The sequence below is a fragment of the Candidatus Pelagibacter sp. PS_40 genome, from assembly GCF_059417765.1.
On record NZ_CM182064.1, the window covers coordinates 867,607 to 882,579 of the forward strand.

A 14,973-nucleotide genomic window follows, 5' to 3' on the forward strand; every position below is an offset into this window, starting at 1 on the left:
TGTGAGCTTATTTATCAAGTTTTTTTATTTTAATTATTTAATGTGAAGATCTTTTGAAAAATTACAAAATAGCTCACTTCCTTGATCCGTAACTCTTATTGCTTCAGAAGCTTCAACTCCCCAATTTCCAAATTGCATAACAGCAATCATATGAAAAGTAATATTTGGCTCTAAAATTGTCATATCTCCTTTTGATATATTTAAAGTGTGTTCCCCCCAATCAGGTGGGTAACCAATTCCGATAGAATATCCAGTACGAGAGGTTTTCTCTATACCGTACTTATCAAGAACCTTCCAAAATGCCTGAGCCACATCATCTGCAGTTTTTCCTGGTTTGATAGCATCAATACCTGCCTGCAAGGCTTCGTTTGTTTTTTTCATTGTATCAATTTTAAGTTGGTCAGCTTTTCCAAGAAGCACTGTTCTTGCCATAGGACAATGGTATTTTTTATGAGAACCTGAAAGTTCAATAATTGTTGCTTCGCCCTCTACAAATTTATCTTCTGTCCATGTTAAATGAGATGCTGATGTACCTTTGCCAGTTGGAAGCATTGGAACAATAGACGCATAATCTCCACCAAACTCAGGAGTTCCCTTTATTAGAGCCGCTTGTATTTCTGATACAGCATCACATTGTCTTACCCCAGGATTGATTACTTCAAAAGCTTTCTTCATTCCTGTTTGAACTATTAATGATGCAGCTTTCATTAAATTAATTTCAGTATCTGATTTTACAACTCTAACCCAGTTGACTAATCTTTCACAATCTGAAATTTTTGCATTGGGTAAACCTGATTTTATTTTTTCATAACAGTAGGCAGTAAAATAATGACTGTCCATTTCAACTCCAATAGAAAGTTTATCCCATTTTCTTTCTTTAATAATATCTGTTAAAGCTTCATAAGGGTGAAGCGGCCAATTATGAATATATTTTTCACCATACTTTATAATATTTTCATCTTTCAAATAAGTTTTAATATATGCTCCACCAGCATCTTGGTCTCTAACAAAACATAAGGGCTCATCTGCATTAATATGAACTATGACACATTGGGCATAATAGAATGACCAAGCATCATAACCTGTTAAATAATTCATGTTCGATGGATCCTGAGAGATTAATACATCAATGCCTTTATCTTGCATTGATTTTTGAACCTTCTTTAATCTATTTTTGTATTCTTCTTTTGTAAAATTCATTTAGTTAAATTTAAATAGTTTTCCAAAACCTTCAATACTATTTTTATAGCCAATAGCATTTAGACTTTCCCAAATTAATGTTTGATTGCTAGATAAAATGACTTTATTCATTTTTTTTTCAAGCTTATCGATTATCGATAATACTGGTAATGCCGTACAAGACACAAATAATGCCTCACTTTCTTCTAAATTAATTTTTGACAAAACTTCAAATAAATATTCTTCATCTACTTTTCCAATATCTAAATCAGACTCAATATCAAAATATGTTAATCCATTAACTGCAATATTTTCTTTATTAAAATAATTTATAACTGAGTCGTTTATACTTTTTGTATAAGGGGTAAAAACCGATACTTTGTTAATGTTAAAAGCTTTTAAAGCCTTAATAGCAGATGTAATTGGGGTGGTAACTTTTGCTTCAGGCTTGGCTAACTTCACATTTTTTTCAATCACATCATAACCTGCTGCAATTGTTCCTGATGTACATCCATAAGCAACACAATCTATTTTTTGATCTGGTAAAATATCTTTAGTGACATCGGTAATATCATCTGCCATTTTAGCTAACGTTTCGTTGGTCAAGGGATTGTAACAATGTATTCGATTAACATACAGATCTACATCTCTTCCATAGATCACATTATTAAAATCCTTTTCAATTCTAAAATCGCTACCAAGCGTTATAAGACCAATTCTTGGGTTCGATTTTGAAATATATTTTGGCTCAACCTTGTTTAATTTCATAAATTACCTGTAATATTTGGATTAAATATATATTGAATAAGGAGTCTAGTTAAAATAAAGTTTAACAAAAGCGTACATAACTCGTCGTTAACTAAGGTTTAAACGGTACTAAAGAATACGAAAGTGGGATCAGTCGTCTTTAAATTTAACTATTTAAGGGGGTTTGAATGAAATTTGGATATTTTTGTAACACTACTAATTGGAATCATAAACCATACAATCAACTATTAAAAGAAACCCAAGAGATCACTATTTACTGTGATGAAAATAATTGGGACTCTATTTGGTATACCGAACATCACTTTAATCATGAAGGAATGGAATCTTGTACAAATCCTTTAATGATGGGTGTGGATGCGGCCGCCAGAACAAAACAAATAAGAATAGGTCAAGCTTGTAATGTAATTACATTTCATAATCCTATCCGTCTAGCTGAAGACATTGCTTTGCTAGATCAATTGTCTGGAGGAAGAGTTGATGTTGGTATTGGAAGAGGAATTTATGGAAGAGAAGCTATCAATATGAATAAAGAAGCTGACTTAAAAGATCAGGCAAAAAATTTTAGGTTGTTTGATGAGTCATTAACCATAATGAAAAAAGCTTGGACAGAAGAATTTTTTAGTCACCAGGGTGAGTTTTACACTTATCCATCACCAAATTTTACTTGGCAACATGACATGAGTCCACCTAGTGAAAAATTTTTAGATACAAAAACAAATGAAATTAAAAAAATTAGCGTTGTACCAAAACCAAAACAAGAGCCACATCCGCCAATATGGCAAGTTGTGGATGGTGCACGTTCAATTGAATGGGCGGCACAGAATGGCTTAAATACAATAATGTGGATACCTACAGTTAAAGCATTAAAGAAAAGGTTTGAAATTTATAGAGATGCAAAATCAAAAACTGAAAATAGAGAAGTGCCGCTTGGAGAAGGTATATCTTTAGTTAGAGATATGTTTGTTGCTGAAACTATGGAAGAAGCTGAAAAAATGGCTGGTGAGCATATTATCAATTATATGAAATGGGTTTGTCATTGGAGAGGTTTGGGTAATCATATGGATCCAGGAGAAGAACTACCAGAAACAAAACATAAATTAGACTTACTTAATTATGATTTTTTACATAAAAGAAATTTATTATTTGGAACACCAGAATATGTTGTTAATAAAATAAATGAATTAAAATCAGAATTAAATTTACAAAATCTTCAAGTTTGGTCTAATTTTCCTGGAATAGATCATGAGGCTTGCATGAGAAGTTTAAAACTGTTTAATGATGAGGTTATACCAAAGATTAATTTAGACAATTCAAGTATCGAAAAGGCAAGTTAATGAAATTAGAGCTTAGAAAGTTTACAAAATTTGTAGATAAAACTTTTATCGAAGGTGGTAAGGAAGCTAAAGAGCCTGTTTTGATGGTTTCTGTTGCAGCTGTATTTAAAAATCCATGGCATGGAAAAGGCTTTGTTGAAGATTTAAAACCAATTATTTTAGATTTAGCACCTAAATTAGGTGATATTTTAGTTCCAGAGTTAATAAAGGAGATTGGATCACCTGAAAAAATTTTGGCGTATGGAAAAGCTGGTACGGTCGGACTTGATGGTGAAATTGAGCATGCCTCAGCATTTATTCACACTTTAAGATTTGGAAATAAATTTAGAGATGCGGTTGGGGGAACATCTTATTTAAGCTTTACCAATACCAGAGGTCCAGCTGGATCCAAAATGTCTATTCCAATGATGCATAAAACAGATTCAGGTCTAAGGCCTTATTATTTAACTCATGAATTTACGATTCATGATGCTCCTTTTGATGATGAAATTGTTATAGCAATTGGTGGAGCCTCCACAGGTAGAGCTCATGCTAGAACGGGTGATCGTTATCAAGACATGAAAGAAATGGGAATAGATCCCAAATAAATTAATGTTTCAAAATTTTGATCCAAATCAAAATTATTATTCATTTAATGATAAAAATACAGTTCCTGTAGTTTTTATTCATGGTGTCGGACTTGATCAGCAGATGTGGGAACCTCAAATTGAAGCTTTTAAAGAATATTCAATAATTACATATGATTTATTAGGGCATGGAAAAACTATTCTCAATAAAGAAGATGTAACATTAAATGATTTTTCAAACCAACTAAAATCGATATTAGAATATTTAAAAGTGGATAAGATTAATCTTGTTGGTTTTTCTTTAGGTTCTTTAATTGCACTAAATTTTGCCTCTAAATTTCAAGACAAACTAAACAGCCTTGTTGTAATGGGTACAACATATAAAAGAACTTCAGAACAAAGGTCTTTGGTTATAGAAAGATTTGAACAGGCTAAATTAAACAAACCTATTTCAAAACAAGCTCTAAAAAGATGGTTTACTGATCAATACTTAAATGACCATCCAGAAACTTATAATCAATTTATAAAAATTTTGACAAAAAATAAAAAAGATCATTTAAATTTTTTAAAAGCTTACAAATTATTTGCTTATCATGAGGACAATACAGATATAATTAAAAATATTAAAACTAGGACCCTTGTGATGACAGGTTCAAATGATTCAGGATCTACTGTCGAGATGTCAAAATCTTTATGTGAAGATTTAATAAACTCAAGTTTTATTGAGATAAATAATGGAAAACATCTTTGTAGTATAGAGTGTGCAGATGATGTTAATATCAATCTTAAAAATTTTATTAATAGATAAATGACAAAAATTCAAAACTTTAAAATGTATATAAATGGACTGTGGGTTAATTCAGAGTCTGGAAAAACAATAGAAACTGTAAACCCAGAAAACAACGAAGTTTGGGCAACTGTTCCTGAAGCTAACGAGAAGGATGTAGATAAAGCAGTTAAGGCCGCACAAAATGCTTTTGAAAAATCTTGGTCAAATTTACACCCAAGAGAAAGAGCTAAATACTTAAGGTCTCTTGCAGATCAATTAAGACAAAATGCTGAACATCTAGGAACTATAGAAACAATTGATACAGGAAAAATTTTTAGAGAAACAAAAACACAAGCTAACTATATTGCTGAGTATTATGATTATTTTGCAGGACTAGCCGATAAAGTTGAAGGAACAGTTGTACCAATTGATAAACCAGACATGCAAGTAACAACTACTAGAATACCTATTGGTGTTGTTGCTGCGATAATTCCTTGGAACTCCCAAATGTTATTAACTGCGGTAAAACTAGCACCCGCATTAGCAATGGGTAATACTGTTGTAATAAAAGCTTCTGAACTAGCGCCTGTAACATTATTAGAGTTTGCAAAACTAGTTGAAAAATCAGGTATACCCAAAGGTGTTGTAAATATAATTACTGGTCTAGGTGAGCCTTGTGGTAAAGCTCTAACTACACATGACCTTGTAGAAAGAATTGCTTTTACAGGTGGTCCTGAAACTGCAAAACATATTGTTAAAAATTCTGCAGAAAATTTATCGCAAGTAAGCTTAGAACTTGGTGGAAAAAGTCCTGTTGTCGTATTCGATGATGCCGAACAAGAGAACGCACTAAATGGAATTACTGCTGGTATCTTTGGTGCAAGTGGTCAAAGCTGTATTGCAGGATCACGACTTTACATTCAATCTAAAATTTATGATGACTTTTTAAATAAGCTAATAGCTAAGGCTGAAAAAATAAAATTAGGAGCTCCTATGGATAATGAAACTCAAATGGGACCTTTAAATAGTTATAAACAACTAGAAAATATAGAAAAAAATATCAAAGCTACAATTGAGCAAGGTGGAAAAATTAGATGCGGTGGAAAAAGGTCCAATATATCTAGTAAAGCTTATTATTTTCCAGCTACAATTATTGAGTGTGAAAATCATAATTTGCCTACAGCAGAGAATGAATTATTTGGTCCAGTTTTATCTGTTATGAAATTTGAAACAGAAGAGGATGTGATTAAATTAATGAATGATAATAAATATGGCTTATCTTCTGGAGTTTATACCTCAAACTTCGGAAGAGGTTTGAGAGTATCAAAAGCAATTAGAGCTGGAATTACTTTTGTAAATACTTATAGGTTAATTTCACCCATGGCCCCGTTTGGAGGAATTAAAGATAGTGGATATGGAAAAGAAGCAGGAATTGAGTCAATTAAAGAATACACAAGAATAAAAACCACATGGTTAAATTCATCGGATAAACCAATGACTGATCCATTTACAATGGGTTAATTTTTTGACTGTCAGACATTATTTTTTAGTTTTATTTATCATGTTTCTTTTTGGTAGTTCTTATCCAATTAATAAACTTGCATTAAACACATCCCTCACCCCTGTATTGGCAGCCTCATTGAGAATGTTTATACTTTTTGTTTGTCTTGTTCCTTTTTGTAAATTTAAAATCCCAAACAAAAAATACTATCTGCCTTTAGCAGGTTTTTCTTTTTCAATGGGCTTTGGTGTTTTTATTTTTTTAAATTTATCTCTGCAAAAAGCAACTATGGTTGCTCCTATAATTATTGGAGCTCAACTAGCAATACCCTTTGCAATTCTTGCAAGCTCTTTATTTTTAGGTGAAAAGGTAACTCCTAAAATGTGGGTATTAATATTTATTTCTTTTTTTGGAATTTTTTTAATTGGTTATGATCCAAATTTAAAAAGTGAAATTTTTGCAATTTTTCTTTGTGCAATTTCTGCTTTTTTCTATGGTCTTGCGAATGTGTTTTCTAGATATATTAAAGATATAGATGTTAAATTAACCAACACAGTTATGGGCTTTACTGGTTTTATACTGCTTTTTCTTTTTTCCATTTTTTTTGAAGGAAACACAGTTTATCAATTACTAAATATTGATTTTTATACTTGGCTTTTATTACTCCATAATGGGGTGATGGTTTCTGTAATTGCACACACCTCATTATTTTATTTATATAAATTTTATTCAGTAAATAAAATTATGCCCTTTTATTCTTTATTTCCAGTATTTGGCCTAATCCTAACGTTCTTTATATTCGGAGAAATCCCAACTCTACTTAGTGCGATTGGCGGTTTAATTATAATATTTTCTGTATATAGGCTTCAAAAAATTAGATAATTCTCCTATTGAAAATTCGTTTAAATAGTCTTTAATTTGATTTTTATAAATTGTTAACAATCAAAGAGGAAAATAATGAAAAAACTATTTATTGCTGCTTTTATATTCGTTTCTACTTTTACAACGAATACATTCGCAGAAGTTAAAATGGGAATCATTTTAGGATTTACTGGTCCTATTGAATCTCTAACACCAGCTATGGCTGCATCTGCAGAGCTTGCATTTAAAGAAGCTTCTGACTCAGGTTCACTATTAGGTGGAGAAACTATTTCAGTAGTAAGAGCAGATTCAACTTGTGTTGATTCAGCAGCAGCAACAGCAGCAGCAGAAGGTGTTATTGCACAAGGTGTTGCAGCAATTATGGGTGCTGACTGTTCAGGTGTAACTGGTGCTATTGCATCTAATGTTGCTGTACCAAATGGTGTAGTAATGATTTCACCTTCAGCAACTTCTCCAGGACTTACAGCTTTAGATGATAAAGGCTTCTTTTTTAGAACAGCCCCATCTGATGCTAGAGGTGGTCAGATTTTAGCTGATATTACTAAAGACAGAAAAATCAAAAGTGTAGCAATTACTTACACTAACAATGACTATGGAAAAGGTTTGGCTGATGTTTATGAAGCAGCTGTAAAAGCTCATGGTATTAAAGTAACAACTGTATCTGCACACGAAGATGGTAAAGCAGATTACTCATCTGAAGTAGCAACTTTAGCTTCAGCAGGTGGTGATGCCGTAGCAGTAATTGGTTACCTAGACCAAGGTGGAAAAGGAATTATTCAAGGTTCTTTAGACTCTGGTGCATTTGATAAATTTATTTTATCTGATGGTATGATCGGTGACTCATTAACTGAAGCTTTTGGAAAAGATTTAAATAAATCTTTTGGTTCAATTCCTGGTTCAATGAATAAAAAAACAGCAGGTACTTTTGCCTCTGTTGCTAAAGCAGCGGGTATCGACTCATCTGGACCTTACACTGGTGAATCTTATGATGCAGCAGCTTTAATCGTTCTTGCGATGCAAGCAGGTGGATCAGCAGATAGAGCTTCTATTGCAAAAAATGTAATGGATGTTGCTAATGCCCCTGGTACTAAGATTTACCCAGGTGAACTTAAAAAAGGTTTAGACTTACTAGCTAAAGGTAAAAAAGTTGACTACGAAGGTGCAACTGGTGTTACTTTTACTAACGTAGGTGAAGCTGAAGGTTCTTTCCTAGAAAAAGAAATCAAAGGTGGAAAATTCAAAAATAAAAAACAAAGATAATTAAAATCTTAATTTTAAAACCCTCAGCAGTGAAAATTGCTGGGGGTTTTTTTTATTTAAAAATTACTAATAATCCTAAAAAAACCAAATATCGAAATTAATATAAGAAAATAAAAAACAACTTTTCTATAAGTTTTCTCTTTGCTTTTAACAAAAAATTTATCACCAATATAAACACCTATTGGTAAAATAATAATCAGTGGAATAGTTCTATAAATAGTTGTCAGATCTACAATTCCTGCAAAAAAACTAAGAATAAATGCATAAATATCTGTTAAAAAGAATAAGGCTGCTAATGAACCTCTAATTACTGCTGGTTGAATACTTGTAACTAATAAAAAAAGTGCCACAGGCATTCCACCTAATGTGGTTAATCCATTTAATGTTCCAGAGACTATTCCAGTAATAAGCTTTCCATAATTATTATTAATTTTTTTATTCTCATATCCTTTCATTAATAAAAATGAAAAAAATATAACTAATGCGCAAACTGACAGGTGTGTTGTATCTGGAGATAAATACTTCAATAAATAAAGCCCAATAGGTGACCCAATGATTATTCCTATCAATAATTTTAAAACAAAATTCCAGTCTATTTTGTTCCATATATATGGAACCATAAAAATACTAATAATAACCTCAAGTATTAGAATAATTGGGACTATCTCTATTGCTGGAAGAATAAAAGAAAAGCCAGAAATACATATTGCAGAAAAGCCAAAGCCATTAAAACCTCTTATAATAGATGCAATAAATACGGTAAATATTACAAAATAGATTTCAATTAAACTCAGTTGAAGATTAGATAAAAAATCCACTCTATTTCCTTTTTTTAAAGTCTGCTCTTAATGTTGATAAAACAATTATTACTAAAAATATTATACAAACTAAATTCATTGTTTTCCAACTTGTTAAGGTTAAAAAAACTCCAGCCGATAAGCTTGCTACTGCCTGAATTGAATAAACAATTAAATCATTAAAGCCTTGTGCTTTAAATTTTTCATCCTCTCTATAAGATAAAACTAGTAAACTTGTTCCAGATATAAATAAAAAGTTCCAACCAAATCCTAAAAATATTAATGCAATTAAATAATTAATAAAATTTTGCTCAAATAAACTAGTCAAAATTGTTATAAAAAATAAAACAACACCAGCGTACATAATTTTACTATGTCCAAATTTTTTTATCAAATTACCTGTTATCAATGAAGGTAAAAACATAGCTGCGATATGAAGTTGAATTACAAAACCTGTTTTAGTTAAACTTATTTTTTCCATTACATGCATACTTATTGGAGTTGCAGTCATTAAAAATGACATCACTGCATAAGCAAATGCCGAAGCCACTAATGCTTGTAGAAATTTTGGTTGAGAAATTAACTCCAAATAACTACGTTTGATTTTCTTGTTAACATGATTGGGTTTATGTCCATCCTCATAAAATAATAGAAAAATTGTTGAAGTAAGAGTTAAAGCAGCAAGCGCAATATAAGATCCGGCATATAAATGTTCGGCTATAAAACCTTTTGTTATATTAGCAACATTTGGTCCTATAAAAGCCGAACCTATTCCTGCTAATAATATTATTGAAATAGCTTTTGGTGCCATATCTTTTTTAACAGTCTCAACTGCTGCAAAACGATATTGATGACTAAAGGCTACTCCTGCACCAAGTAAAAAACATGAAAAATTAAAAAGGATAAAGCTTTCAATAATTATTGCGTACGCCGCTAGAACAGATGATAAGGAGCTCACTACAGAAGCAAACATAAAGCCTGCTCTTCGACCAATTATACTCATAACCTTTGCTGCAAAGATTGCAAAAATTGCAATACCAACAATTGATAAAGCCATCGGTAAAGTTGCTAAAGATTTTACTGGACTAAACTGAGAGCCAATTATTCCACTTAAGAAAACTGTTACGGGTGCTGCTGTAAAAGCAAAAATTTGACTTAAAATTAGCAGCCATAAATTTTTATTCATTAAAAAATGTATTTATCACTAAGATAAAGAGCAAAACCTAGAGCCATCCCTAATAAAATATATTTCATAATAAAGTTTATTTTATTTCGATTTTTTCAGGAAGTATACCTTTAGGTCGATACCTCATGATCAACAAAAGACCCATCCCCATCATTAAATATCTAAAGTATGGAACGCTTTCAATTAAATGAATTTTTAATGAATGTGTATCTGCTAAACCTGCTGTAAATAAATTAATCAAGAATAATGCAATTGGCGCTGCCTCAATCCATAGAAACCAGACTGCAAAACCTCCTAAAATTGCTCCAAAATTATTCCCACTTCCTCCAACAATAACCATAACCCAGATTAAAAAAGTATATCTCATAGGTTGGTAACTACCTGGAGTAAATAAACCATCTTGAGTGACTAACATAGCGCCAGCAATTCCAACTATAGCTGAGCCTAAAATAAAGATTAATAAATGTTGCTTGACGACATTTTTTCCCATTGCATTAGCAGCTTCTTCATTGTCTCTTATCGCACGCATCATTCTTCCCCATGGAGAGTAAAGAGCTTTTTGAGTTACTATTAACAAGGCTATAACAACAATTAAAAATAAACCTGAATAACAAAGTTTTACAAAAACTGATGATCCCTCAATTACTAATTGGTTAAGAGCTGATTGTTTATCAGTAATACTCGAGATTAAATCTAATTTCCCAGAATTAAATTTTGCAACTAAATTTATAAACCATTCTTTAGTTTGGAGTTCAATTTCATAAGGCACTGGTCGATCCAGTCCAATTACATTTTTAACACCTCTTGTTAACCAATCTTCATGCTTGATTATGGCTATAACTATTTCTGATATTAATAGTGTGGCAATAGCTAAATAGTCTGCACGTAAACCTAAAGCAACTTTACCAACTATAAATGCTAGACCTGCTGCAAAAAATGCACCTACGATCCAAGAAAACATAATTGGCAATCCTAATCCACCAAGAAATCCTGTTGTTGCTGGGTTAACATTTTCAATAGCTTCAATACTTGTCTCTGATGTAACTCTTATAATTATAATTCCAGCAATAATAATTGTAGCAATACCATAAGTTCTAATTTTAGATTTTTCAAAATTTTTTAATACAAAACGTATTGCAAGGACCATTGCAACAATTAACCATAAAGACATTAGAATACTAAAACCTCCCGCAACCCATGCTTCTTGTACAGGTTCAACAGAAATTAAAACTGCAGCTAATCCACCTAATGCCGCATAACCCATTAGACCAAAATTGATTAACCCTGCATACCCCCATTGAATATTTGCTCCCATAGTCATTACAGCAGAAATTAAACACATATTAAAAATTGATAGAGCTACATTCCAAGATTGAAATATTCCAACTAAAATAATAAGCCCCAACATGATTGCGTAAGCTATAATTACATTTAAGTGCTTTCTCACAGTACCTTCCCTTTGAATATTCCATTAGGTCTATAAAGTAAGACAATCACCAGTATAGAAAATGAGACAGCAAATTTATAATCTGTTGATAATAACTGAACTAACGTTTCTGGCTCCATGCTTGCTGGCAAAACATACATAAAGAATTTTTTATAAGCATAAGTTAGGAATATTTCTGAAAATGCTATTACATATCCTCCTAAAAATGCTCCAAAGGGGTTTCCAATACCTCCAACAATTGCTGCAGCAAAAATTGGCAACATGTTATTAAAGTAGGTAAATGGCTTAAAACTTTTGTCCAATCCATATAAAGCTCCACCAATTGTCGCTAAAATTCCTGCAATAATCCAAGTAATCATAACTACTCTTTTAGGATCAATTCCAGACAATAAAGCTAAATCCTCATTATCAGAATAAGCACGCATGCTTTTTCCTGTCTTAGTTTTGTTTAAAAACCAAAATAAAATAGAAACCAATACAATTGTTACAAATATAGTTAATACCTGACTAGATTTAATTGCTAAACCTTCATTAAGTCCTGTCATTTCTTTAAACTCACCTGCTTTGATAATAAATTTTTCTCCATCAAAAAACCTCTGATCTGATGGACCGATTATTATTCTAACAACAGCTTGAGTTACAAACATTACACCAATACTAACCATTGCAAGTTGAACAGGAGGGCTTTTACTTACTCTATAATATCTAAAAACAAATTTATCAACTAAGAGCATGTACCCAATTGTTAAAATAATTGCAAAAGGGATGGCAAGTAATGCTGTTGGTAAAACTCCTAAAGAAATTCCAAGTGATTGAAAATACCAAGTGAATAATATGGTGACCATCGTACCAAAAGCCATCATGTCTCCAGTTGCAAAATTAGCAAATCTTAGAATTCCATAAATTAAAGTTACAAATATTGCACCTAATGCTAGTTGTGAGCCATACGTAAGTGCTGGCATAAAAATGTAATTCAATAATAATATAATTGCGTTTAAAAATTCCATACTATCCGCCTAAAAAAGAGCTTCTTACTCTTGGGTCGTTTAATAATTCTTGTCCTGTTCCTGAATATTTATTTTCACCTGTAACTAACACATATCCTCGATCAGAAATATTAAGAGCTTGTTTAGCATTTTGTTCTACCATTAAAATTGCAACATTAGTTCTTTTCACTTTAATTATATGATCAAATAATTCATCCATTACTATTGGAGAAACTCCAGCAGTAGGCTCATCTAACATTAACACAGATGGTTTTATCATTAATGCTCTTCCAAGAGCCACTTGTTGTCTTTGACCTCCTGATAATTCTCCAACTAATTGATTTCTTTTTTCCCTAAGTATTGGAAATAGTTCATAAATTTCTTCTATAATATTTTGATAATTATCATCTCTTAAATAAGCTCCCATCTCTAAATTTTCTTCAACACTCATTCCAGAGAATACATTTTTTGTCTGTGGTACAAATGAAATACCCTCTCTCACCCTATCTTGTGGTGAAAGTTGTGAAATATCTTTGCCATCAATTATTACTGAGCCTGATTTTAAATTTAAAAGACCTAGCATTGCTTTCATGGCTGTTGATTTACCAGCACCATTAGGTCCAAGAATTGAAACTATTTCACCTCTGTTCACATCAACAGAACAAGAATTGATGATATCAGGTCCAGTACCATAGCCACCCGTCATTTTTAAACCTTCAAAAAAAGCCATTAGTTCTCATCCTTTAATTTTGATCCTCTACCTAAATAGCTTTCTATAACTTTTTCATCTTTTTTAGCTTCTTCAGCAGTTCCTTCAAATAAAACTGAACCTTCTGCCATAACAATAACTGGGTCACATAATCTGCTTATAAACTCCATGTCGTGCTCGATCATACAGAATGTATAACCTTCTTCTTTATTTAACTTAAGAATTGCAGTCCCTAGATCTTTAAGTAATGTTCTATTAACTCCCGCTCCTACTTCATCAAGCAATACTAGTTTTGCATCAACCATCATGGTTCTTCCAAGTTCTAATAATTTTTTTTGACCCCCTGATAAGTTGCCAGCTAATTCATTTGATAAATGCGTCAGATTTAAAAAATCAACTACGTCTTGAGCTTTTTGTTTAACTTTAAGTTCTTCAGTTCTAACCAAACTTGGTTTCAGTAAGGCTGTCATTAAATTTTCACCTGACTGATTTGCAGGAACCATCATTAAATTTTCAAGCACTGAAAGATTAGTAAACTCATGTGCTATTTGAAAAGTTCTTAAAATTCCTTTAGAAAATAATTCATATGAAGGAACATCTGTCACGTCTTCATTATTAAATAATACTTTTCCTTGTGAAGATTTTAAATTGCCAGCAATTAAATTAAATAAGGTAGTTTTACCAGAGCCGTTGGGTCCTATGATACCTGTAATAGATCCTTTTTTAATCTTTAAAGAACAATCTGAAACTGCTGCCAACCCTCCAAAATATTTAGATAGATTTTCAATTTGTAAAATATTCTGTTCTTGATCCATGAAATTTATTTATTTAATCTTTTATGTATACTGTTGAGTGTCTTTTCTAAAGATTTATAAAAACCTGCTTTGGTAAGTTCTTTAACACCTTGTTCATTTAATCCTTTAGGTGTTTGAGACTCTTTTACTAAATATTTTAAATCTTTTTTAGAGTTTGCAACCGCATCTTCTGATAATGCTAAAAATAAAGATGTTATATATTTTTGAGCATTATTTCGTTTAACTCCTCTTTTAACTAACCAGTCAGTCATCACTCTTAATAATTCATAAAATGGTGCCATCATTCCAGAGGTTGACCAAAAATTGATTGAAGACTTTTCATTTTTTATTTCAACAGTAGTGCCAATTTTATTAAAAAAATCTTTTACTTTTTTATTGGGTGGACAAATAGGAACGGGTCCTTTTTTTAAAGATATTGGCGGTAATGGTATAGCTCTTATAATTTTTGCTTTAACTTTAATTGCTTTTTTAAGTTGAGCTAAAGTAATTGTTGATATGAAACTGATTATAGTTTGATTTGATCTGAACTTTAAATTTTTAATAATTTTTTCACCTACCGTTGGAGTTACTGATAAAAATATCCAATCACATGAATTAATAATTTCCTGGTTATCTTTACTAATAGTTATCTTTTTAAATTTTTTTTTTAAAGTACTAGATGTAGATTTATTTCTGTGAGAGATGATTATTTTGTTATATGAAATGCTAGAACTACAAATCCCAGTGATGACAGCCGACGTAATTTTACCCGTTCCTATAAAGCCTAATTTCATA

The 14,973-nt window shown here is 31.5% G+C and carries 15 protein-coding genes; 6 read left to right on the plus strand and 9 right to left on the minus strand.

Features of this window, described 5'->3' with window-relative positions; genetic code table 11:
* Positions 1–33 precede the first annotated feature (33 nt).
* Both AC5SLW_RS04665 and AC5SLW_RS04670 read right to left on the minus strand, forming a co-directional pair.
* The gene (locus AC5SLW_RS04665) at positions 34–1,200 is read right to left on the minus strand and encodes a M24 family metallopeptidase (protein WP_011282320.1); all 1,167 of its coding nucleotides are present in this window, start codon (positions 1,198–1,200) and stop codon (positions 34–36) included.
* The gene (locus tag AC5SLW_RS04670; protein ID WP_006997944.1) at positions 1,201–1,947 is read right to left on the minus strand and encodes a maleate cis-trans isomerase family protein; all 747 of its coding nucleotides are present in this window, start codon (positions 1,945–1,947) and stop codon (positions 1,201–1,203) included.
* A 167-nt stretch (positions 1,948–2,114) separates the two neighbouring features.
* Here AC5SLW_RS04670 and AC5SLW_RS04675 point away from each other — a divergent pair, with 167 nt between their 5' ends.
* The 6 genes from AC5SLW_RS04675 (at position 2,115) to AC5SLW_RS04700 (ending at position 8,259) form a co-directional block, all read left to right on the plus strand.
* Positions 2,115–3,281: an LLM class flavin-dependent oxidoreductase gene (locus tag AC5SLW_RS04675; protein ID WP_494574746.1), complete on the plus strand. Its 1,167-nt coding sequence runs from the start codon at positions 2,115–2,117 to the stop codon at positions 3,279–3,281.
* A complete protein-coding gene (locus AC5SLW_RS04680) occupies positions 3,281–3,868 on the plus strand; it encodes an amino acid synthesis family protein (RefSeq protein WP_006997942.1) in 588 nt (195 codons plus the stop codon). Before AC5SLW_RS04675 ends, AC5SLW_RS04680 begins: the two co-directional genes overlap by 1 nt.
* A 4-nt stretch (positions 3,869–3,872) precedes the next feature.
* Positions 3,873–4,655, plus strand: a complete 783-nt coding sequence (locus AC5SLW_RS04685) for an alpha/beta fold hydrolase (RefSeq protein WP_271563979.1) — start codon at positions 3,873–3,875, stop codon at positions 4,653–4,655.
* Positions 4,656–6,137, plus strand: a complete 1,482-nt coding sequence (locus tag AC5SLW_RS04690; RefSeq protein WP_006997940.1) for an aldehyde dehydrogenase — start codon at positions 4,656–4,658, stop codon at positions 6,135–6,137.
* A gap of 4 nt (positions 6,138–6,141) precedes the next feature.
* Positions 6,142–6,999: a DMT family transporter gene (locus tag AC5SLW_RS04695; protein WP_494574748.1), complete on the plus strand. Its 858-nt coding sequence runs from the start codon at positions 6,142–6,144 to the stop codon at positions 6,997–6,999.
* Between the two features lie 75 nt (positions 7,000–7,074).
* The gene (locus tag AC5SLW_RS04700; RefSeq protein ID WP_006997938.1) at positions 7,075–8,259 is read left to right on the plus strand and encodes an ABC transporter substrate-binding protein; all 1,185 of its coding nucleotides are present in this window, start codon (positions 7,075–7,077) and stop codon (positions 8,257–8,259) included.
* A gap of 56 nt (positions 8,260–8,315) precedes the next feature.
* Here AC5SLW_RS04700 and AC5SLW_RS04705 read toward each other — a convergent pair whose 3' ends face one another.
* The 7 genes from AC5SLW_RS04705 to AC5SLW_RS04735 all read right to left on the minus strand — a co-directional run bounded on the left by AC5SLW_RS04705 (position 8,316) and on the right by AC5SLW_RS04735 (position 14,972).
* A complete protein-coding gene (locus AC5SLW_RS04705) occupies positions 8,316–9,077 on the minus strand; it encodes a sulfite exporter TauE/SafE family protein (protein WP_494574750.1) in 762 nt (253 codons plus the stop codon).
* A gap of 1 nt (position 9,078) precedes the next feature.
* Positions 9,079–10,242 (minus strand): MFS transporter, encoded by a 1,164-nt coding sequence (locus AC5SLW_RS04710; RefSeq protein WP_494574752.1) that lies wholly within the window; start codon positions 10,240–10,242, stop codon positions 9,079–9,081.
* 76 nt (positions 10,243–10,318) lie between these two features.
* Positions 10,319–11,650 (minus strand): branched-chain amino acid ABC transporter permease, encoded by a 1,332-nt coding sequence (locus tag AC5SLW_RS04715; protein ID WP_006997935.1) that lies wholly within the window; start codon positions 11,648–11,650, stop codon positions 10,319–10,321.
* Between the two features lie 35 nt (positions 11,651–11,685).
* On the minus strand, positions 11,686–12,696 hold the full coding sequence (locus AC5SLW_RS04720) for a branched-chain amino acid ABC transporter permease (protein WP_415314739.1): 1,011 nt from the start codon (positions 12,694–12,696) through the stop codon (positions 11,686–11,688).
* Position 12,697: 1 nt separating this feature from the next.
* The gene (locus tag AC5SLW_RS04725) at positions 12,698–13,405 is read right to left on the minus strand and encodes an ABC transporter ATP-binding protein (protein ID WP_020169634.1); all 708 of its coding nucleotides are present in this window, start codon (positions 13,403–13,405) and stop codon (positions 12,698–12,700) included.
* Positions 13,405–14,199, minus strand: coding sequence for an ABC transporter ATP-binding protein (locus AC5SLW_RS04730; RefSeq protein ID WP_006997932.1), 795 nt, complete (start codon positions 14,197–14,199; stop codon positions 13,405–13,407). The genes AC5SLW_RS04725 and AC5SLW_RS04730 overlap by 1 nt, the downstream gene beginning before the upstream one ends.
* A gap of 5 nt (positions 14,200–14,204) precedes the next feature.
* Entirely contained in the window at positions 14,205–14,972 is a 768-nt protein-coding gene (locus tag AC5SLW_RS04735; protein ID WP_006997931.1) for a pyrroline-5-carboxylate reductase, read from the minus strand.
* Position 14,973 lies beyond the last annotated feature (1 nt).

Excerpts from the sequence above, each read along its gene's own strand:
- AC5SLW_RS04670 (WP_006997944.1), bottom strand. The coding sequence starts at position 1,947 with ATGAAATTAAACAAGGTTGAGCCAAAATATATTTCAAAATCGAACCCA.
- AC5SLW_RS04720 (WP_415314739.1), bottom strand. The coding sequence starts at position 12,696 with ATGGAATTTTTAAACGCAATTATATTATTATTGAATTACATTTTTATG.
- AC5SLW_RS04690 (WP_006997940.1), top strand. The coding sequence starts at position 4,656 with ATGACAAAAATTCAAAACTTTAAAATGTATATAAATGGACTGTGGGTT.
- AC5SLW_RS04665 (WP_011282320.1), bottom strand. The coding sequence starts at position 1,200 with ATGAATTTTACAAAAGAAGAATACAAAAATAGATTAAAGAAGGTTCAA.
- AC5SLW_RS04685 (WP_271563979.1), top strand. The coding sequence starts at position 3,873 with ATGTTTCAAAATTTTGATCCAAATCAAAATTATTATTCATTTAATGAT.
- AC5SLW_RS04680 (WP_006997942.1), top strand. The coding sequence starts at position 3,281 with ATGAAATTAGAGCTTAGAAAGTTTACAAAATTTGTAGATAAAACTTTT.
- AC5SLW_RS04725 (WP_020169634.1), bottom strand. The coding sequence starts at position 13,405 with ATGGCTTTTTTTGAAGGTTTAAAAATGACGGGTGGCTATGGTACTGGA.
- AC5SLW_RS04675 (WP_494574746.1), top strand. The coding sequence starts at position 2,115 with ATGAAATTTGGATATTTTTGTAACACTACTAATTGGAATCATAAACCA.
- AC5SLW_RS04730 (WP_006997932.1), bottom strand. The coding sequence starts at position 14,199 with ATGGATCAAGAACAGAATATTTTACAAATTGAAAATCTATCTAAATAT.
- AC5SLW_RS04715 (WP_006997935.1), bottom strand. The coding sequence starts at position 11,650 with ATGTTGGGGCTTATTATTTTAGTTGGAATATTTCAATCTTGGAATGTA.
- AC5SLW_RS04735 (WP_006997931.1), bottom strand. The coding sequence starts at position 14,972 with ATGAAATTAGGCTTTATAGGAACGGGTAAAATTACGTCGGCTGTCATC.
- AC5SLW_RS04700 (WP_006997938.1), top strand. The coding sequence starts at position 7,075 with ATGAAAAAACTATTTATTGCTGCTTTTATATTCGTTTCTACTTTTACA.
- AC5SLW_RS04710 (WP_494574752.1), bottom strand. The coding sequence starts at position 10,242 with ATGAATAAAAATTTATGGCTGCTAATTTTAAGTCAAATTTTTGCTTTT.